Genomic DNA, 20,160 nt, shown 5'->3' with positions numbered 1-20,160 from the left:
CTTAAGCATATACAGCATGTACTACTTAATAGATATGTAAATTACAATTGCCTTTATTTACAAATCGCCTGCAGCATATCTAACGCCTCTGCCCCCCTGACCTCACCGACGATGATGCGATTAGGCCTCATCCGTAAGGAAGAGCGAATCAAGTCACGGATCGTGATTTCTCCCTTGCCTTCGGTATTGGCGTTTCGAGTCTCCAGACGAACCAAATTAGGTACCGTTCGGATCTGCAGCTCAGCGGAATCCTCGATCGTAATCAGCCGCTCGTCATCAGGAATGTATTGTGATAATGCATTGAGAAAGGTGGTCTTTCCCGAGCCGGTTCCGCCGCCAATGAAGAGGTTATATTTTGCCCGGACGAGTCGGATCAAGAAAGAAGCTGCAGCATCAGTCAAGGATCCTTTGGCTACTAGCATGTCCAAGGTCAGCGGCGATTCCGGAAACTTTCGTATGGTCATCGCCGCTCCTTCCAGCGCAATAGGAGACAATACAACATTCACCCTAGACCCATCCAGCAATCGGGCATCTACTATGGGATTGGCCTCGTTGACAGCCCGGTTCACGCGCGCCACGATAGCCTGAATAACGTCCTCCAGCTTCTCCTTGCTTTCGAACTTCATTTCCGTTAAGCTAATTCGGCCATCCTGTTCGATAAAAATTTGATCATACCGGTTAATCATGATCTCCGATACGGTCGGGTCATCGACCAGCGGCTGCAAAATATCCAATCCGCGAAAGGAATGAAATAACCGCATAATAAGCTGATGCTTCTGGCCGGCCGTAAAATATTGATCAAAGGAATAGGAAAACACTTCCTGTTCAATCAGGTCCATCAGCTGTTCATCAGATAGCGAGACCGATAAATCCAGCTTTTCTTTAACTCTTTGCTTCATTTCTATAACGATCTCGTCAGCCCACATCTGCCTTCCCTCCCAATGCCGTTGATCGGAACCAATCCAGTGAGGTCAGGCTTTCGCTGAACGTCCCCCGTATATGAACGATGTCTAATCGGGCGTAGGACTTCCATTCGGGTATGTACGGCAAATAACCGGAAATCGGAAGAGGCAGCTTCCTCTCGCTGCTGCTCAATGCCCCGTTGAATTTATTAACAATCAGACTGCATTTATGCGACCACGCCGGCTCCTCCTGCCTATCCATCCACTGCTGCATTCTTACTGAGCATTTATCCCATTGAATGCAGTCATCCTGAATGAGCCACAAGATATGATCGCTGATCTTCAACGCAGCCTCGACACGCGGGAACAAGGTTGAGTCCAAATCAAGCAGCACACAATCGTACGCGCCAGAGGCAAGGACTGCCCTGACCATCATCTCCGTATCTTTTACTGACATTTCAGCCAGCTCGAGCGGCTCGCAGTTGCCGGGAAAATAGTCGAAGCCCCAGATGCTATGCTTTTTCTTATATCGCTCCACTTTGGCAATTTGCAGCTTGCTGTCCGACTTGCCGTAGTAAAGCATCCGGGAAAAGGAAGAATCCTCCTCTCCCCCTGTATCGGATTCAACCCAAATGGACGATGGCAGCTGTTCCAAGCTGAGATAAAACACCCTTCTTCCCGCCAACGATAATTCTCTTGCAAGATGCAGGGCGGTTAATGTTTTCCCGCTCCCGCCTACAGCGGAATAGATGGAGACCACTTGCGTCTCCTTGTCCCCCTTCAGCATTTGACTCGAGGTGAACTCGTTATAATGAGAAATCACATGAGCCAGCAGCTGATTTAAGGGCTGAAACTTGCACAGGACCGGGTACTCCACGATATCCCCGGCAGCAGGAAAGTCACTCAGGATGAGCATGCAGCCGCTCTGTCTTTGAAAAACCCTCTCAGGCAGAGGCATGAAGCTCTCATGGACAAGCAGAATATACTGCTCGCTTGCCTGTTCGATATAGGCAAAGCCTTGTTCTTTATTCGTGAAAGCAGAGACAGTAAACGTCGAAGCAAAATCCGAGGTACGGATGTATGCTGTGATGCGCTCTATAAAATAGGAATCTGTATCCAATACGACCAGCTTCATTTTGGACATTTCTGTTGTGCCCCTCCCCCTCTGTTGATCAAGTCCCTTGTCCGCTGAGAATTACATCGCCCCCTTGAGCTGTAATATTCCGCTTACCACCAAAACTGCCGAAATGATGGCAACGACAATGGCTGCTTTGACTTTATTCGTTATTTCCATATCGCCTCCTAAAAACGAACGCACAAAAAAAGCACCAACTGAACAAGAAAAAACTCTTGAACAGCGGTGCTTCCGCTTGCGGTAATGTATTTGTATATATAATAACATAAAATATGGTTTTTTCAACTATTTTAGTCATTTTTATTTCATGAATGGACTTATGGTCTTATTTGGTTAAATTAACGGCTCATGGATATACTAACCTCATAATACGATGAAGGAGCTCAAGTGATGATCAGCAATCGTGAACTGAAGGGGCAAATCGAGCAAATTACGGAACAGCAGCAATCCTTAACCGACGAACTTCAGCAAATTAAAGAATTGCTCCAAAGCCAATCGGACGATTCCAGCGGCCAAGGCGGCCAACAATCAAGCGGAGGCCAATCGCAGCAGCAGCAAAACAGCGGCAGTTCCAATTCGGGCTCCAATTCCATAAGCGACATCGCCAAAGACTTCGCCAAGCTGAAGGATTTGACCAGTCAATTAGAAACCAAGATGCAAGAGTACATCTCGAATAATACCAAAAGCCAGCCCCTTAGCGATGAAGATGCTATTAACCTCGTTCTCAGCATGATGAACGGGATGATAGATTGGAGTATGGATCTGATGTCCCGGCAAGCCGGTTCTAACAGTCAATCTGGACAATTGCAATGAGGCACCGTAGACCATCGTTATTATAACGGCAGCAGATCTTGTTTTTCAGCCTTGGATCTGCACTCTTTACAAACCCCAACAGCGGATCCGTGAACACCGGCATAAAAGGTTAATCGGTCCGTTTTCTTTTTGCAATAGGAGCATTTCTGCAGATGGGCAGATGAGCGTTTATCCCGTCTTTTGAACTCCGTCATTCGAATAACCTTCGTTTTCGGCTTTGCTTTTGCAGCGGTTTGCTTACGCGAGACAATGAACAAGACTCCGAGTACAATCATGAGACCAATGACGATGACAGCAATCCAACCGCCGCTCATATAAGGTCACCTCTTTCCTCTTTCTACCGTCTCTAGTCTACTCTCTTAGTGCATCCCTCAGCCTGCTGGACATACTGCCTTCCTTCAGGACCGATGCGGTCCTCCATCTTTTTACCTGCTCCTTCAATCGAAGGTTCTCTTGGGTTAGCAGCTGCAGCTTTTGTTGGTATTCCTGCTCCCGTTCCAGCGCATCGATACAGCGTAATAAATCTATATTTTCATATCCCGCATCCTTGAACAAGCGATACATGGCTGCACGCAGCTCATCATATTGATGTTGATGCTCTTCACTCATAATGGTCCTCCTTACACAATCTCGAAATTCAAGCCGCATTTGGCTAAGAAAATTTCTCCGTCATACTGCTGCGATACTTCATCTACAAGCTGGTCTGTATTTCCAAAATGCGGAAGATGAGTCAGTATGACTTTACCCGGCCGGGCCATTTTGGCTAAGTAGCCTACTTCCGTTGTATTCATATGACCATACTGCCTGGCATTTTGAAATTCCGCATAGAATGAAGTTTCGGCTATAAGCACATCGGCCCCCTGACAGAAGCTGATCAAGGATTCGTCAAAGCAGCTATCCGCAGTGTAGACAATCGTTTTGCCGCCGGCTTTTATTTTAATACCTAAACAATAAACCTCGTGAAATGTTTTGAAAAAGGAGCACTCCATTCCATGAAGATGCAGCACGTCATGCTCCGATACTGACCGGATTTCGGAACCTTTCATAGATCGGTAGGGCTCATTCGTGCTCAAACCATCACTTGCAATGTAAATGGGTAAGGGTTCCTCCCTGCGACGTAGATCCGAATCAATCAGACAAGCATACTGCAAACATCCTAAATCTGCAATATGATCATGATGCCGATGGCTAATGATGGCAGCGGATAAATCCTGCAGGCGTGTATGCTTTTGGACAACAGACAGGACTCCGCTGCCGCAATCGAGCAGAAGCTGATGTCCCTGATGCTCCACTAAATACCCTGCACTTGCCTCTCCGGCAGCAGGATACGCTCCCCATGGCCCCAATACAGTCAAACGCATAGCCAATCCCCCCACAATTTCACTTTTGATAGCAAGCTATGGAAAAAGCACTCACTGACAAGACCAAGTCTTGGGAAGTGGTGCTTCATGCGGTAAGTCATAAAGTAAGAATCAATCATGGCTTAAATAGATATTGCCGTGTAACGGCGGGCTCCGGCAAATTCTTGAGCATAGGACGGTGTATGAATAGAAATGATTTCAATGCTTAGTTCCGTTCTCGGGGAATGAATCATCTTGCCGTCATCGATATACATAGCCACATGGTGAACCTTTCCTTTTCCTTTATCATTAGCATAGAACAACAAATCACCAGGCTCTATATCAGCCAAAGCCACTGCCGTTCCTTGTCTAGCTTGATCCTTGGCATCCCTCGGAATGTCAATCCCGTGAAACTGATGTATGGCATAAGTAAACCCGGAACAATCGAAGCCGAAGCCTGACGTTCCAGACCAAAGATACGGGAGATCCAGGAAGCCTTTAGCGGTGTTCACCAGTTCTCCCCCTGTGACTTGCAGGGTTAATTGATCAGCCGGCATAGATGGCTCCATGATCTTGACATCCGCCTTTTCGACCCACCGAATTTCTCCTTCTCTAACTGCTGCACCAACCCTGGAGCCCTCTGCCGTAAGAACCGGCAGCTTCGTGTTAAAGCTGATTTCCTCTGTAGGCCAGTCACTTACAGCATCTTCATAGAGCCATGCGGTCGGCTTGGATACAACAGCCACGGGGCAAGCATCATAGGCAATAGTCCGTTCTGCAATTTGTACCTTGGGAACCCACCCGGGATATCCATTCTCATTTTTAGGTGTAACTTGATCCGGTACCGTCACCTGCACCCAATCCCCCTGCTCCCCAAGCACTGCCACCTCCGTACCTAAAAGCGCTTGGGTTTCAAGCTTCCCCACGAGCCACAGCTTATCGGGAATGCTCATCGTTCGGAGCCAGGACTTTATTGGGGCCGGGTTTTGTAGCGCAGGGTGATCCATGGCTCTAGCCTGGTTCGGTTGACTCCACAGGGTGGCAACAGGCACGTCAACGACCTGCCGGGGCGTACTTAATGAACTACCTTCACATAAGGGCGGCGCCTTTGAATCTGTCTCAAGCTCCGGATCGTCCGGTATGGCGTAGGCATTCCCTTCCCAGTGAGTCGTTATCAACGCAGCAGCCTGCGCATTGACTTGATTCTCCATCTGCATCATGGATGAACCGCGTTGGGTCACACGCTGCGGATTGTACGTGTCCCGCGGCAGAAAAAGCAATCCCAAAGCAGCAATGACGAGAAACAAGCCGACTGGAACAAGGAGCCTTCTCACTGCTAATTCCCCCCTATACATCCAGCTATTCTATTTTGGCTTAGCGGCAGCAAATTCCCATAACTTCTTAGGTTTATGGTAACGATTCATAGTAGCTTCCTGTATAAATTCCAGCTGCCAATTGCTCAGCAAACGAATCAGATCATCCCGGTTAAAAAAACGCTTGAATTGGCCACTCTGCTCGTAAAAGCGAGGTTCTATTTCGTTGCCTTCGCCTGCGCCGAAATGTACATCCTGAATAGAATTGACTCTGCAGAGCAAGTGACCGCCCGGGACAAGTACTCGCTGAAGCTCGTTAAAAATGGCTTCTGTCTTTTCCCAAGAAAAATAGTGAAGACTCAAATCAGCAACTATAACTTGAGCGCTATTCTTCTCGAAGGGCAGAAGCTCTGCCAAATTCACTTTACGGACCTCTGCAGAAGGAATATGCATTTTGACGCGGCTCAATGCCACATCGGAGAAATCGCAGGCAATAACCCGATAGCCAAGCTCGGTTAAACATAACGTATCGCCGCCGGCTCCACAGCCTAAGTCGAGTATTGGAATCTCACGGGAAGCCTCTAACAATCCCTTATGCTTCAGGAGCCAATCATCATAGTCCGGCTTGCTGTCTTGCGGTTCTGCAAAAATATGATCCCAATACGGTTGCCCCGCCTGCATTAGAGCTACCCTCCCCTTTCTCCGAAAAACTAAGCTTTAATAAAGAATACCGTCAATTCTTCCCTATTATGGAATAGCTGCTTCCCTTTTTGAAGAGCCAGCTCGGGAGAAAGATCCTCCACCAGCTCGCGAACGGTTTGGAATGGCTTCTTATGCATCAACTTAACCGTAATGATAGCCGTGCCGCCTGTTTGAAGAGCATACAGCAGCCCCTTGACCAATTTGGCCATTTGACGCGGACTCCAGCTCATGTCGCATACGAGAAGATCAAACGATTGCGGCTGGAAGGTCACGTCGGCTGCATTTTTCTGAAGAAAAGTAAGCTTGGGATTGCGCAGTAAGCTCGGGTCGAGCTTCGCAGGGTCGACAGCCGTCACCTTCATCCCTCGTTCCAGCAGCAATGAGGTCCATCCTCCGGGTGCCGCTCCGATATCCAGCGCTGACCGGTACTGCCCAAAATCAAGGCCGAATGCTCTTTCTGCCTCCAGCAGCTTGAACTTGGCTCTGGACACTTGACCTTCTTCCTTGCGGAAGCGGATTGCTCCTCCGGACCAATCGCTCAAGTTATGCTCGGGCTTGGAAACACCCAAGTAGGCTTTGTCCGCAGTCAAAAAGACCGAAACGATCACATCCGCGTCTTTAACAACCGGAATAGTGGAATATTCCTTCTCCAAAACCTCGTCAATAGCCCGCTTATAATCCCCGAGGGATACATCCGAGCTCACCTGCTCTGTTTTTCGCACTTGTACGGCCGTTTTTAAGCCTTCCTCCAGCTTAAGGGATTCAGCTATAGGATGAAGCAGCGCCTCCATCGAGCCGTCCCATTCCAGCACGGCATCAACCGGCTGCATATGTCTCAAAAACATAGGCTCATGATGGATCAGTTTCTCGATGACGGACGCTTTGTCTTCCTGAATCGTAAATGTAAAGACCTCAGCAGGTATAATATGACGAAACTGGACTTGCGTTTCAAATAATCGTCTGATTTCTTCTTGCGCGTGCTGGCCGAAGCCATGATTTGACGTTCCTATAAACATACTGCTTGAATGGGTTTGTTCTGTCATTATAGCACCTTAATCCAAGGACGTCCTTGAAACCATTCCATCGCTACGGGAACCTGGAAGGTCTTTAGAAGATTCTCCTCGTTAAGAACCTCCTCCTTCGGACCCGACGCGATTATTTTGCCTTGATCAATCAAAGCTACATGAGAAAACATAGGCATAATTTCTTCGATATGATGCGTCACGTATACTACTGTAATTTGCTGCTTGCCGAGACGGTTAATGGTCTCCAGCAGCCGCTCCCGTTCGTACAAGTCGAGTCCGGAGCAAGGCTCGTCCATAATAAGAATCTTAGGACTGGTCATTAAGGCGCGGGCCAGCATTATCTTCTTCCGCTCGCCTTGGGAGAGAGTGCCCAGGGGCTGATCCGCAAGATGCCTCAAGCCTACCTCCTCCAGCATTTCCAACGCTTTCCCGCGTACTTCCGCAGGAATCTCTTCATAAAAACGCAAAAACCCGTATTCACCGGTAGCGATAACTTCCCAGACCGGATCGCCGGGATTCAGCTTTTCGTACAATGATTGGCTGATATAGCCGATTTGCTTGCGCACCTCACGAACGTCGCATTGGCCGTAAATATGATCTAACACGCGAACCTGCCCGCTGCTCGGGAACTGATATCCGTTGATCAGCTCCAGGATGGTCGTCTTGCCTGATCCGTTTTTCCCAAGAATGACCCAGTGCTGTCCTTGTTCAATCTGAATACCGACTTCAGATAATATCGCCCGCTCTTCACGGATAAAATGAATGTTTTCCAAAGAAATGATTTGCATAACAATCACAACCTATTCTTGTCTAGTTTTAGCGATGTGGAGCAGCATTTCGTACGGTACGGGACCGCTAGCCAATTTTACGTTTTCCGGCTTGTTCTGGTATAACAGCTCGTACATCTGTTTTCTGCCCACGATGCTGGAGCTGTGAAGATAGATCTCCCGGGGATAACGATTCGCCGAGATCATATACAGAACCACATCCATTCCTGTCGGCTGATCCCACCCCAAATCAAAATCCAGCGAAAGCACGTTAATGTCACACTCATCCAGAAGAAGTCTGCACTCCTCTGAGTTACGAGCCAGTACAAATCCTTCGGGACAAGCCCTCAGATCATCCATAAATACATTAATGATAATTGATCATCTCCTTAGAAAGGAAAGCACAGATCCCTTGACGAGAACAACAACTATGTATTGACAAATAGAATATGTAGTAAGGGAAGCCACCCTCTTGCGAAACCGTGCTAGTTTGAGGCCAGCTGGCGTACCAGACGAATCTCCCCGGCATGGGTATGCCCTCGAAGAACAGGCGTTTCCAATATAGCCGGAAGGTCAAACCCGTCTATCGTTTGCAGAAACTCACGAAACCGCTGCTCTCCAATGTACCCTTTGCCGATCATAGCGTGCCTGTCCCTGAACTGCCCGCCTTCATACACGGAATCATTTAGATGAACAGCCAGCAAATGATCAAAATATCCCAAACGGACGGCCTGGTCCTTCAGCTGACTCCATCCCTCATGGCCTATAGGCCATAATCCGCTTGCAAAGGCGTGGCACGTATCAAAACAAAAGCCGATATGCTCCTTAAAGGCGCTCAATGTGCGAATTTGCACAAGCTCCTCCAGTGTCGTTCCCATCAAGGATCCGTCGCCTGCCTGATTCTCGATTAGCAGCTTAGCTCGTCCTTCCCAGTCGAAAAGCACATCATGTAGACATTGTATAATATTTTTGTAGCCTTGTAACGGGTCCGTTCCCTTATATTTGCCAAAATGGACAACGACACCAACGGATCCGCACGCTTCGGCTATTTGCAAATCGTTGCGCAGCGACTGCACCGTAGCCGTATGCAGCCCTGGATCATCTACAGCCAGATTCGTCGGATAAGGGGAATGCGCGATGGAATAAATCCCGTTCTCCCGGCAAAAACGCGCACAGGCTTCCGCATCCTTAGCGTTCCATTGCTTCACCGTCAGGCTTCGCGGATTTTTCGGAAAATATTGATAAGCTGTCGCCTCCAGCTTTAAGGCCGTTTTGGCCGCTTCCAAAAAACCGTGTCTTATGCTGATATGGCATCCTATGTTCATTCCGTACCCCCTAATGCTGACAATGCAGGCAGCAAAACGATTTTTTCGAGGAAACATCCTGACGCACCAAAGGCCTGCCGCATCGAGCACAAGGCTCTCCTTCCCGGTCATACACTTTACACTGCCTATCATGCCCGCCGGTCAACCGGTCCTCCGCAAACAACGGCATTTCCATATAACCGCCGTTGCGAGTCGCTTCAGCAAGGACTCCCCTCATGGAGTGGTATAATCGGTCCATCTCGTTATCCAAGAGCTGCTGGCTCCGTCTGGAGGGGAGAAGTCCCGCTTCAAAGCAAATTTCGTCCGAATAACAATTGCCGATACCCGCTATAACTCCTTGGTCTACCAGTACGGATTTTAAAGTCCCTCTCTGCTTCCGCATCAGCTGAGCGAATCGTTCCTGCGTAAATTCGGCGTTCAGAGGCTCCGGTCCGAGCTTCTGGAGCAGCCGGTCTACCTCATCCAATGAATGGTAATGCAAATACCCTAATCGCAGACCAATGAAGTACAAATGCATAGCACCGAAGCTTAACGTTACTTGCACGGTCCGATCCGGCTTTTCCTCCTCCGTACCGTAAAACATCATCCCTCCAAGCATTAGATGAAGAACAAGCACATTAGAAGTGCTTAGGTGGAACAGCAAATGCTTCGCTCTGCGCTCGATTTCTCTGATCGAAGCTCCGATCAGTGCGCGTTGAAATACGGGAACGGGAACATTGATAGATTTCTCTCGTTCCACTTGAACATCCGTAATGATCCTGCCAATTAATCTTTGATTTAACAGCAGCCTGTAATTTTCCATTTCCGGCAGCTCGGGCATCGTATAACCTCCATGTTCTTAATGGAACCGTCAGTGCAGTTGCATTCAAATATTTCCATTAAGAGGACGATTTATGCTCTTGCTGCCGCTCTTTCTTAGGTTTATTGCCGATTTCCAGCTTTGTTTTTTAGATCAAGCTGTCCATAGTCCATTCCTGATTCCCGACGGCGGCCTTTCGGCGCCTTTTGGCGGAGGCAGCGTTGGATATAGCTCCAGTTCCGTCCGAACCTTTCATCCTTACCGCTTTGCTGCGAAGTCTTGCAATTCGTTTTTCCAGGTCGGCTATTTCGGACTGCTGCTTGCGTTCTTCGGCGGATAGCCCCTTGCTTCCCCGCCGCGGGCTAGTGACTGTACGCTGCGGCCTTCTTAACGAATCACGCTGCCAAGCTTTATCCAGCGCTTGTTCCGCATACATAAGAGCCCGCGGCAGGTGCTTTTCCCTATGCTCATAGTGCATAGATAACTCAATGTACGGCTCCAGGGATGCCAGGCTGCGATGCCCTTTACGTTCAATATACGCCGCCCACAGCCGGCAAGCGGCTTCGTAGCGGTGCTGCTGCTTAAACACCTGGGCGAGCGGCAGCAAATAATCATCCTGCGTCTCTTCCGTATCCGCTTGGAACAGCCGTTCACTTAAGTGGTCGAAGATCTGCTCCGCACGCCATTCCAGCCCCAGCTTATGAAGCCACAAACCTAACCTGTATTGTTCCTCAAGCCCCATAAGGGTCCAATCGATCTTGCCCTGTATAACCCGGGAGAAATGCACCGAGAGCCCGGCTAACGATAAAATATCGAGCTCATTGTGAATGAAAACCCCTTTTACAATAGAAACATCGTTCTCTGATAAATACTGAAAATATAACGCTGGAGCTAGAGAACCGGGAACATCCTCATGGCGTATTACTTGCAGCCGCTCCTCCTCTACCTTCCCTAGCCGGCAGGACGGAAGCGTATGCTTCCAAAGACTTCGCGACGGGTAGAGAAAATCCAAATGGCCCGCAATATCCGGCTCTGAAGGCATCCTGTTCATAATATATCTGTTCTTAATAAGCGGCCAATCGAAGGATTTGCCGTTGTATGAAACCAGATAAGGGTAGGCCACGAGCTTCTCCTGCAGATGATGAAGCATGGCCAATTCTTCTGCGGGATTCCGAATGAACATTTGCTCCACGACAAATTGATCGCCCTCATAGAATCCGATACCGATCATGAAGGGAATGTTCCCCGCCCCAATTCCAAGTCCCGTAGTCTCCGTATCCAGATACAACAGCTTGTTATACGGCAGGCTGCTCTCCTGAGCATCGAGATCGCCCTTTAACAGGATGGTCATTAACGAATCCGATTGCCCGACCAAATCCCCCAAGGCGTAACACCCGTGCTTGAAGGAGCTCTCATACACGCGGCGGCGCAGTACGAACGATCCCCATTCGTTATGAGCCATCCGTGCTTCCACGATATTCCACTCACTACTCGCGGTCGAATCCGCTGCCTCATCTGGAACGGCTGCCTGCTTCACTGTACCCGCTTCCTGCTTCTTATGCCTTAGAAGACGTTCGCGCAAGCTGCTCATTGCTGCACCTCCCGTTGTTCAAGCAGTTTCAACAACAGCTTTTCTCCTGTTAATCCCGCCGCCATATGTACAAGGCCGTTAGATATCATACACCCTCGATGCTTCATATTTGCTCCAATAGCCGAATGCTCATATGTTTTGCGTTCATCCCTTCTACTTCCGTACCGATGCAGGAAGGGCAGCCGTCGGTACAAGGGCATTTTCGAATCAAGTTTCTTGCGGCACTTTTGATCTCGTCTATCCGCTTATAAACGTCCTCGGCCAATCCGATTCCGCCCGGATAATGGTCATAAATGAAAATCGTAGGCAGCTGCGTATGCGCGGCCCGAATCTGTGAAATGACGTGAATGTCGCTTCGGTCGCACATGACATGGATGGGAACGATATGTCTTAACACATTCGATATCCCCAAAAGCAGCTGCTCCAGCGTTTTCGTTCCTATGCTCTCATCCACTTTGTTCAATTCTATCCAAGTAGCACTGGTATGCAGTTCTTCTTCGGGCAAGTTAATGGGGCCATACCCGATATTTTCGAACGTGGTTAATTTGATTTTCTTAAAAATCGTCGGCATGGCGTTCACGACAACATCCCCGAAGTTAACCGCCGCAGCTCCCCTACTTTCCGTTCTATCGATCTCTAATACCTTGAGCTGCACTGCCAGGTTTGCATCCGTGTAATACTCCACATCAACTTCCCTCACATAAGCCTTTTTATGGTCCCAGTCCAGCTTTTCGACCTGATACTGTACACCTTCATGCAAATAAATAGCCTCATCATGCAAAAGAGTCATGGCGCTAAAGCGATCCATTTCCCCGATGATTTTCACGTTCGCCGTGTCAGATTGATCCACTATTACGACGTTTTCCTGCGCAGCCGAACGCAGACTTACCTCACTTGCGGGAAACGACTGATTCGCCCAGTAAAACGTATCTCCCGAATAATGCAGCACTCTTTCATCAACCAGATATTCCAAAAGCTCTTCGATTTCTAAAGGCCCGAATTCTTCGCCTTTCTTAAATGGAAGCTCATACGCCGCACATCTCAGATGATCTACCAAAATAATGAGATTTTCCGGGTTAATCCTCGCAGATTCCGGGGACCGGTCGAAAAAATATTCCGGATTTTGCACAATGTACTGATCAATTGGCGTGTTACTCGCTACCATGATGACGAGCGACTCCCCATGCCGTCTTCCGGCACGGCCTGCTTGCTGCCATGTACTTGCGACGCTTCCGGGATATCCCGTCATAATGCAAACCTGCAGCTGCCCAATGTCTACACCCAGCTCTAACGCGTTGGTGCTTACCACGCCGAGGATTTCCCCGTTCCTTAATCCCTTCTCGATTTCCCTCCGCTGCTTCGGCAAATAACCGCCCCGGTATCCTCTTATGGATTTTGCGCTGATCTCGTTTTTTACCAGCTCCTGCAGATGGCTTAATATAATTTCCACCCGCACCCGGCTTCGGGCGAAAACAATCGTCTGTATTTTATTCGCTAAAAACTCCCTGGCCAAATGGTTGACCTCTACCGTTGCACTTTTTCGAAGGTTAAGTGCTTTATTGGTGACAGGCGGGTTATAAAATACAAAGTGTCTTTTTCCCTTGGGCGCACCGTTATCGTCAATAAGCCGCATAGGGTTCCCCGTCAGCTGCTCTGCTAATTCCTTCGGGTTCGCGATGGTCGCGGACGTGCAAATAAATAAGGGATTGCTGCCGTAAAATTTGCAGATTCGTTTGAGCCTTCGAATCACATTCGCTACATGGCTGCCGAAGACACCCCGGTATGTATGCAGTTCATCTATGACAATGTATTTCAGGTTGCTGAACAAGCTTACCCATTTGGTATGGTGCGGAAGAATTGCCGCATGCAGCATGTCCGGGTTCGTAATGACGATATGACCGACTTGCTTCACAATTTGCCGGACAGCCGGGGAAGTGTCGCCGTCGTAGGTAAAGCTTTTTATGTCGATTCCCATTTCATCAATAATCTCGTTCAATTCACTTTTCTGATCTTGCGCCAGAGCCTTCGTCGGGAACAAATACAGGGCACGGCTGCCATCGTCTTCGGCAATTGCCTGTAATACCGGAAGGTTGTAGCATAAGGTCTTTCCCGAAGCGGTCGGGGTTACAGCTACGATATTTTCGCCCTTACGAATCGTTTCATAGGCTGTGAATTGGTGAGTATATAATTGGCCAATGCCTCTCTTACTCAGCGCCGCTTTTAATCTCGGGTCTACGCTTTCGGGAATAGGTCTCGTCTTTGCTTCTTGCGGTTCAAATGTATGCCAGTTCACTATATTTTCACTTGCTTTGAATACTTGAGTTAAGTCTGACAGCGACTTCTTTCGAATCATGCTTTCATCACACCTCATCAGAACGACTGTTCCCCTTATTATAACGCCCGTAGGCAAAATAAAAAAGCCCCTAGTTCGGGGCCTTATAATATCAGGGTCAATGTTTCGGATAGGCTCTTATTTTTGCTGCTTCATCAAATCAGCGATTTTTTTGTCGGCCGCTTCCTGCGTTTCTCTAAGCACTGTGTTGATATCCTTTTTCTCAAGAGCAATGGGTTGACGCATATCACGAATTAACGTTTGAACTTCTTTGTCGTATTTATTCGGTGTCGGCGTAAGAGCCGGCGGATATTTAAATATGGCCGCCGTATTTTTCGTTTTTAGCGACGGGTTCTCCGTGCCAAAGGCTTTGATGATTTCCGGGTCATTCAGAACGGTTATCCGCGAATACTTGCTAACCAGCATCTGTATCTCCGAAGAAGTAAGCAGGTCGATGACCTGCATCGCTTGCTCCTTATGCTTGCTGCCTTTCGTAATAACGAGCATATCCGTCAGCGCATGACGTCCCTTGCCTACTTGATCATCGAAGGTGGGATTCGTCACCATATCCCAATTCGGAGCCTGACCGTCTTCCTCGGCTTGAAGAAGGTCACTGATGATTTTCGAAGCCCACTCCGGCATCATGGCCAACCTTTTCTCTTTGATAAACGTACCGGTCGCATAGGCATACGATTTCCCGTCGACAACGCCGGGCAGCTCATAATTCGCGCGGAACACTTCAAGAATCTTATGGTACAGAGGGATATCGATTAGTGCCTTATTCGTTTTAGGGTCAACAAACGGCTGTGAGTACTGGCTGATCATATGATCGGGAAAACGCGGGTCGAAGCCGATATATTGAACCCCTTCCTCCTTTCTCGTTAACTTGCGGGACAGCTCCAGCACATCGCTCCAGAGCATGCCGTCCTTCGGATAAGGAACACCGAACTTATCAAAAATATCTTTGTTGTAAAATAATACTCCCGTATTCCGGCTGAAAGGAATTCCCTGCAGCTCCTTCCCGTTGGGGTCCAGGTTCCGGATAGCCTGAACCGTTTCCGGGACAAACTTGCCGAGGTCCAGCTTGGATTTTTTGACCAAATCCGTTAAATCTGCCGGCAGATCCAAGGCAACGAGCGGCATATGCCAGTCATTATCGGACAAAATAAGGTCCGGTGTCTCACCGGCAAGAATTAGCTTTTCCAGATCCCCTTCCAGCTTCTCCAGCGTAATGTGCGGATACTTCTTTTGGAGCGGCTCTACAAAGAACTTGTTGTACTCAGGCGGCGATAACCGGGTTACATTGACATAGAACTTTAGTGTAACGGGCTCTGTCGACACTTTAAATTCGGCTTCCTCCGGCTTCGATTCCGCCGCAGGCTTGCTGTCCGATGTACAGCCGGTTAATGCCATCATAGCGATAAGACTTAACAAAGTGACTTTTTTCAGCGATTTGATCATACAATTCTCCCCCTTGAGCATAGATGTTTACGCTTACATTCTTTATCAAAGCCTTATACCAAAGATGATACCAGTTGCTAAACTCACGGTTCGACAGTCGCTTTCCAGTCCTCCCGGCAGTATCAAAAGATAAAAAAACCTTATCATAGTAAACAACGCCACCAACCATGATGGGCATGTTTACGGATAAGGTTTTCTCCGAGACTCAATCCTTCGCCGTACTTATTCAACTTATTTTTTAATAACTATAGTTCCTCGCTAATTAATTGTCAAGGCTTTTCTCCCGTTGATTTCTTGGACGATTCTTTTTCCCGCAAATGCTTCAAGGACTGAATCCTGGTTCTGTGTTCCAATAAAATAACCCTCACAGTAAGTACCGTCAGGGTTCATGATTTCGACAGATCATCGTTATACCGTACTAATTTGATGTTATTTGAAGCCGTAACTCCCGGAAAGCAGTCGAAGTATGGTGTAAGTAAAGTTTAAATTTTCTGAATATTATGTCGTTTCCTGCGCTTTCCCGGGAAAAGTTTTAGAGTAGATCCGACGAATCGTCGTAGTCATACCTCAAACCGTCATGCTCCATCGTTTGCTTGCCTGGCATGCTCATGGCGGCTTCCGCCTTGTTTTGCAGCTTGCTTAACACTTCCCGGTAGTGATTGACCTTCGAGCCTTTTGGTTCCGAGCTGATCGCCCGTTGCAACGCTTGTTCGATAATGGCTATATCGTGACTTGTAAAATCCATAGCGTCCACCCTCTCGACTATCATTTTTCACTTCCTCTATTGTTCCCCAATAAGAGGATCTTCATTCCATTTTTAGCAGAAGAATTCGAATCAATGCTCTTCAAGCTCTATACCATTTTGCCGCGAGCCGCCTCTCTATCATGACCCGGGAAATGCAGATCTCACACTATCAATTACCAACATGCTTAGCCGCGAAAAAAGGCCTTCTCAGGCCTTCTCACACGTATGGCGGATCCCATACCCTTTTCCTCCAGCCCAGGGTGTGGTTCACCACATTAAGGTTGCGGTCCAGCTGCACGTCGACTCCGAACGGAAGCTTGTGATTGTACCAGAACCGGACATCCCGCCATTCGACGAGATAGCCGTCGTTTTCCTCTTTGCAGCGGACAAGAACCCTTTGAGCAAAATATAGAAACGCTTGAACCCCGTCAGCCGCAAGTGTTGCTTGCACGATAGAGTCCGAGGGTTTTTTCTCATAAATGTCATGAATGTCAAGAACCCCCCGCTCCAATACTCCCGTAAAAAAATGCTCCTTCGTTTCCGTAACGATTTGCCACCGGCTCCATCTCCAGGTAGGAAAAACCTGACAAGCCCCTCTTTCCCCCAGAATCTGTTCGGCTTGCCGGACGGCCCTGCCATGCTGATAAGCCCGCATCAAGATATACATGAAAGTGATGATATATATCCCGAGAAATATCCATCCCGTCTCGCCTGTCGTTCCAGTGACGGACCATATAATCATTCCCGCGCTATGGATCACAAAGAGAAAGGGCTCAAACAAGGATAGAACATCCAAATGTTTCCATTTATTCGACAACGGCCGGAAGCACTGGACCCCATATACATTGAACCAATCTAAAAGAACGTGAAATACTACAGCTGCCATCGCCCAACTAAATAGTAAAGGAACATAAGTCCAGACATGAAAATAGCTTGCTATAGGTACAGACAAAAGCAGAGGCCAAATAAACAGAGCGGGCAGGGAATGCGTAATGCCGCGATGCGTTCGAATGTAGGCCGTATAGCTTTTAAGCCTTGCAATCGAATCGAAATCCGGGGCATGCGACCCTATTAGCGTGACCGTCATAATAGCATGAGCAAGAACAGGCTGTTGTACAACGACAGGATCCAGGAGCGCCAGCCCTCCTAACGTTGCCCCGAACAATAGATGACTCGCTGTGTCCATGCGCACCTCCTACAGGAATGCCTGAAGCTCAACCTTCTTTCTTTGATTATTGCCTATCGGCGAAGCATGATGGCTCTTGGCTCAAGGTACTTGCCGGCCTCAAGCAGAATAGGATGTGTGGCTATTCTTCTCATCAGAAGTATCCATAGATAGGGTGTTGTGCTCCGCTGCATGACGACTTCCCTCTTCCCACCGTTCCTCGGCGTTGAACCAGTAAAACCAATGCTCCGGAGCCTCGCGGATGACCCGTTCCATATAGCGATTCAGTACCTTCGTCGCCTCCGCTCTTTGCGTCCGCTGATAACTGGCATACAGATGGAGCGGCTGTTCAAAGGTCAGCTTATGAACAAATCGGCGGATTCGTCTACCATGAAACGGAATGATAGGCACCTGATAATCGATCCCGAGCGACGCGGCCCCTTCGGGGGTTCTTGTGCTTTTGCCAAAAAAGCGCGATAGCGGGAAGGTCGGCCGGTAAAAATCGCCCAATAGGAACACGACCCCATTAGCAGCCAAATGATGGCGAAGCTTGCGAATCAGCTCTAACGGCGGGGTAGCGTCATAATCGAGTCCGGCACACCCCATATCGCGGAAACGATGGTACATCGGCTGAAGCTCCTCGCTGCCGCTCGTGACGATAGTAAGACAAGGGTACTTTTGGCATAGATACCAATAGTAATAAAAGAAGTTGCCTACATGAGGCGTATACACAATAGCTCCACGGCCTAATAATAAGGCTTCTTCCAGATGCTCTTCCCCTTCCGCCTGAAATCGTTGACCCGCCATTTTTTCCAATCGGTACGACTCTATCCAAAGCTCAAACATCGTGATGACAAGATTATGAAAATAAGACCTGCAGTACCCCCGCAATCTCTTTCCGGAACGTTCGTTCAGCAAATCTTGCATATTGCTTTGCACCCGGACTGCAAGACCCTTACGGGATAGCGCATACCATACGTCTCCAAGACATTTGCACAAAAGCAGCAGTATAGTGTTCGGGAACAAAGAGCATCCCCAAGCTACTTTTGCCCACAATCGGCGATGTTTCGTTATGATTCCGATCCACTCGTACAATGATCTCCCTCCAAATCGTTCCCTGAATGAAGGTGTTGTGGGCGCTTACTCCCCCGATGTATTTCCGTCCAGCGAGAAATGCTTCCGGTACTTGCGAGTCACGCGGTCTTTTTCCAACACTATGAAAAAATCGACTGTGTCAAACAGCTCATCATACGCCGGATCCCCGCCGATTTCCGCACCCAGCCACTGATATCCCTTCATCAAAGGCGGCAGCCTGCGAAACAATTCCTTGTCGGTCAGTTCATATTCCGAGCATTCCAGGCCCTGAATCCGGTGTGTTGGCAAGGGCCGGATGCCGAATCGGTCTGTGATCACTTGTTTATTTCTTAGCATGCTGTAGATCAAGTTAAGCTCCTCCAAGGAATGCAGGTGAACGCTGGCACACCCGATTAAATACTGAATATCACGGTCTGCAATATATCGTGCTATGCCCTCCCACAGCATTTGGATCGCTTTGCCGCCGCGGTAAGCCGGATCAATGCAGCTGCGCCCAAGCTCCAATGAGCGGGCCTTATGCTCCTGAAATAAGGACAAATCGAATTCTGTTTCCGAGTAAAAGCCATTGGCGGTCAGTGCGCGTTCTCCCGGAAGCAGCCGGTACGTCCCGACAACCTGATCCAAATCCATATCTTTAACAATCAAATGATCGCAATACGTGTCGTATTCATCCTGTTCCAAGCCGGTGTCGTTCAACAACCGCATGTTCTTTTCCTCTTCAACAAAAACTTGATACCTTAAACGCGAAGCCTGCTCCAATTCATCAGAATGGGTAGCCAGTTTGACGGACAAGTTTGAAGACTGAGGGCTGATTTGAGCAGCCGTTTGTACCATGGACAACACGCCTTTCTCAGGAAAGTGGAATGGACTACGTAGTAAGCGTAACAAACGATTATTAAACGGGCGTTTGCGTGTTGTTAATGTTTTGTAAGGATGACGCCTTTCTCCAAATCGAGTAGGTGAGGGCGCCTAGCCCTCGACCTCTCACACCACCGTACATGCGGGTCCGCATACGGCGGTTCCTAAAGGTTAACGAATTTCAAGATAGCGAGAAGTTAGACTCATTAGCCCTTGGTTGTTCCAGTAGGAGCGATTAAGGGCGTTATTTATGCTGCGGGACATTTCCCAGCATCCTCGTCGGGAATTTGCCATCATCCTGGCCGCCCATTCAGGAACCCCTAGAGCACGTAGGTTTCGGAGCCGGGATTTCGGCAACTTCCATTGCTTCCACAGACACATTCGAAGTCTCCGACGTATCCATTCGTCCAACCGTTCGCAATGTGTCTTTACGGATGCCAGGCGAAAATAGCCAATCCACCCCATTAGGTAGCGATTAAGCTCCTTTATGCGGCGCTCCATGGAGATTCCTCTCGTTCTCGAGGTGATCTCACGTACGCGTTCTTTGAGTTGTTCCAGTTTCTTGGGTGCAATGCGAATGGTTGTTTCTCGGTTTCTTATGAAGCTAAAGCCAAGAAACTTCCGTTTCCAAGGGCGGTCTACCGCACTTTTGTCCCTATTCACTTTCAGTCTAAGCTTCCCCTCTACGAAACGAATCACAGACTCCATTACCCGTTCTCCCGCCTCCTTGAGGAGTTCCCTCTACTGTCTCCTGTTTCATTCCGTCTACCATGACACCGGCATTTAGGTATG

General features: G+C 48.5%; 20 protein-coding genes and 1 pseudogene. 1 reads left to right on the top strand and 20 read right to left on the bottom strand.

Going from position 1 to position 20,160, the window contains the following annotated elements:
* Nucleotides 1-62: 62 nt before the first annotated feature.
* Both ABEA66_RS32845 and ABEA66_RS32840 read right to left on the bottom strand, forming a co-directional pair.
* Nucleotides 63-926, bottom strand: a pseudogene (locus ABEA66_RS32845) (TadA family conjugal transfer-associated ATPase); the annotation flags it as partial.
* Complete coding sequence (locus ABEA66_RS32840; protein ID WP_345594243.1) at nucleotides 916-2,046, bottom strand: P-loop NTPase family protein; 1,131 nt, start codon at nucleotides 2,044-2,046, stop codon at nucleotides 916-918. The gene ABEA66_RS32840 and the pseudogene ABEA66_RS32845, both read right to left, overlap by 11 nt.
* A gap of 381 nt (nucleotides 2,047-2,427) precedes the next feature.
* Between ABEA66_RS32840 and ABEA66_RS32835 the strand changes: the two genes are divergently transcribed.
* Nucleotides 2,428-2,850, top strand: coding sequence for a hypothetical protein (locus tag ABEA66_RS32835; protein WP_079909113.1), 423 nt, complete (start codon nucleotides 2,428-2,430; stop codon nucleotides 2,848-2,850).
* 20 nt (nucleotides 2,851-2,870) lie between these two features.
* Here ABEA66_RS32835 and ABEA66_RS32830 read toward each other — a convergent pair whose 3' ends face one another.
* From ABEA66_RS32830 to ABEA66_RS36465, 18 genes are all read right to left on the bottom strand, one after another.
* On the bottom strand, nucleotides 2,871-3,164 hold the full coding sequence (locus ABEA66_RS32830; protein WP_345594241.1) for a hypothetical protein: 294 nt from the start codon (nucleotides 3,162-3,164) through the stop codon (nucleotides 2,871-2,873).
* Between the two features lie 37 nt (nucleotides 3,165-3,201).
* Complete coding sequence (locus ABEA66_RS32825; RefSeq protein ID WP_079909111.1) at nucleotides 3,202-3,459, bottom strand: hypothetical protein; 258 nt, start codon at nucleotides 3,457-3,459, stop codon at nucleotides 3,202-3,204.
* 11 nt (nucleotides 3,460-3,470) lie between these two features.
* Entirely contained in the window at nucleotides 3,471-4,211 is a 741-nt protein-coding gene (locus tag ABEA66_RS32820) for an MBL fold metallo-hydrolase (RefSeq protein WP_079909110.1), read from the bottom strand.
* 122 nt (nucleotides 4,212-4,333) lie between these two features.
* Nucleotides 4,334-5,524 (bottom strand): C40 family peptidase, encoded by a 1,191-nt coding sequence (locus ABEA66_RS32815; RefSeq protein WP_345594238.1) that lies wholly within the window; start codon nucleotides 5,522-5,524, stop codon nucleotides 4,334-4,336.
* Between the two features lie 30 nt (nucleotides 5,525-5,554).
* Entirely contained in the window at nucleotides 5,555-6,184 is a 630-nt protein-coding gene (locus ABEA66_RS32810; protein WP_345594237.1) for a class I SAM-dependent methyltransferase, read from the bottom strand.
* Between the two features lie 29 nt (nucleotides 6,185-6,213).
* Nucleotides 6,214-7,248 carry a 23S rRNA (cytidine(2498)-2'-O)-methyltransferase RlmM gene (locus ABEA66_RS32805; RefSeq protein WP_345594236.1) on the bottom strand — a complete coding sequence of 345 codons (1,035 nt, stop codon included), beginning with the start codon at nucleotides 7,246-7,248 and terminating at the stop codon, nucleotides 6,214-6,216.
* On the bottom strand, nucleotides 7,248-8,018 hold the full coding sequence (locus ABEA66_RS32800; protein ID WP_179135897.1) for an ABC transporter ATP-binding protein: 771 nt from the start codon (nucleotides 8,016-8,018) through the stop codon (nucleotides 7,248-7,250). Before ABEA66_RS32800 ends, ABEA66_RS32805 begins: the two co-directional genes overlap by 1 nt.
* Nucleotides 8,019-8,030: 12 nt before the next feature.
* On the bottom strand, nucleotides 8,031-8,357 hold the full coding sequence (locus tag ABEA66_RS32795; RefSeq protein WP_225947993.1) for a cyclic-phosphate processing receiver domain-containing protein: 327 nt from the start codon (nucleotides 8,355-8,357) through the stop codon (nucleotides 8,031-8,033).
* A 125-nt stretch (nucleotides 8,358-8,482) separates the two neighbouring features.
* Nucleotides 8,483-9,322, bottom strand: coding sequence for a deoxyribonuclease IV (locus tag ABEA66_RS32790; protein WP_345594234.1), 840 nt, complete (start codon nucleotides 9,320-9,322; stop codon nucleotides 8,483-8,485).
* 10 nt (nucleotides 9,323-9,332) lie between these two features.
* Nucleotides 9,333-10,142, bottom strand: coding sequence for an Fpg/Nei family DNA glycosylase (locus ABEA66_RS32785; protein ID WP_345594233.1), 810 nt, complete (start codon nucleotides 10,140-10,142; stop codon nucleotides 9,333-9,335).
* 127 nt (nucleotides 10,143-10,269) lie between these two features.
* A complete protein-coding gene (locus tag ABEA66_RS32780) occupies nucleotides 10,270-11,712 on the bottom strand; it encodes a ribonuclease H-like domain-containing protein (RefSeq protein ID WP_079909103.1) in 1,443 nt (480 codons plus the stop codon).
* A gap of 103 nt (nucleotides 11,713-11,815) precedes the next feature.
* The gene (locus ABEA66_RS32775) at nucleotides 11,816-14,062 is read right to left on the bottom strand and encodes a DEAD/DEAH box helicase (RefSeq protein WP_345594245.1); all 2,247 of its coding nucleotides are present in this window, start codon (nucleotides 14,060-14,062) and stop codon (nucleotides 11,816-11,818) included.
* A gap of 120 nt (nucleotides 14,063-14,182) precedes the next feature.
* Nucleotides 14,183-15,505, bottom strand: coding sequence for an ABC transporter substrate-binding protein (locus tag ABEA66_RS32770; RefSeq protein WP_345594230.1), 1,323 nt, complete (start codon nucleotides 15,503-15,505; stop codon nucleotides 14,183-14,185).
* A gap of 532 nt (nucleotides 15,506-16,037) precedes the next feature.
* Complete coding sequence (locus ABEA66_RS32765; protein ID WP_225947991.1) at nucleotides 16,038-16,274, bottom strand: hypothetical protein; 237 nt, start codon at nucleotides 16,272-16,274, stop codon at nucleotides 16,038-16,040.
* A gap of 193 nt (nucleotides 16,275-16,467) precedes the next feature.
* Nucleotides 16,468-17,436, bottom strand: a complete 969-nt coding sequence (locus ABEA66_RS32760) for a metal-dependent hydrolase (RefSeq protein ID WP_345594228.1) — start codon at nucleotides 17,434-17,436, stop codon at nucleotides 16,468-16,470.
* A gap of 99 nt (nucleotides 17,437-17,535) precedes the next feature.
* Nucleotides 17,536-18,510, bottom strand: coding sequence for a lysophospholipid acyltransferase family protein (locus ABEA66_RS32755; RefSeq protein WP_345594226.1), 975 nt, complete (start codon nucleotides 18,508-18,510; stop codon nucleotides 17,536-17,538).
* A 45-nt stretch (nucleotides 18,511-18,555) separates the two neighbouring features.
* Complete coding sequence (locus ABEA66_RS32750; protein ID WP_345594224.1) at nucleotides 18,556-19,344, bottom strand: GNAT family N-acetyltransferase; 789 nt, start codon at nucleotides 19,342-19,344, stop codon at nucleotides 18,556-18,558.
* A gap of 195 nt (nucleotides 19,345-19,539) precedes the next feature.
* Complete coding sequence (locus ABEA66_RS36465; protein ID WP_377768346.1) at nucleotides 19,540-19,869, bottom strand: group II intron maturase-specific domain-containing protein; 330 nt, start codon at nucleotides 19,867-19,869, stop codon at nucleotides 19,540-19,542.
* Between the last annotated feature and the right edge of the window lie 291 nt (nucleotides 19,870-20,160).

Source organism: Paenibacillus vulneris (assembly GCF_039543185.1).
Taxonomy (GTDB): Bacteria; Bacillota; Bacilli; order Paenibacillales; family NBRC-103111; genus Paenibacillus_S; species Paenibacillus_S vulneris.
This window is presented reverse-complemented; position numbering and strand designations above follow the sequence as displayed.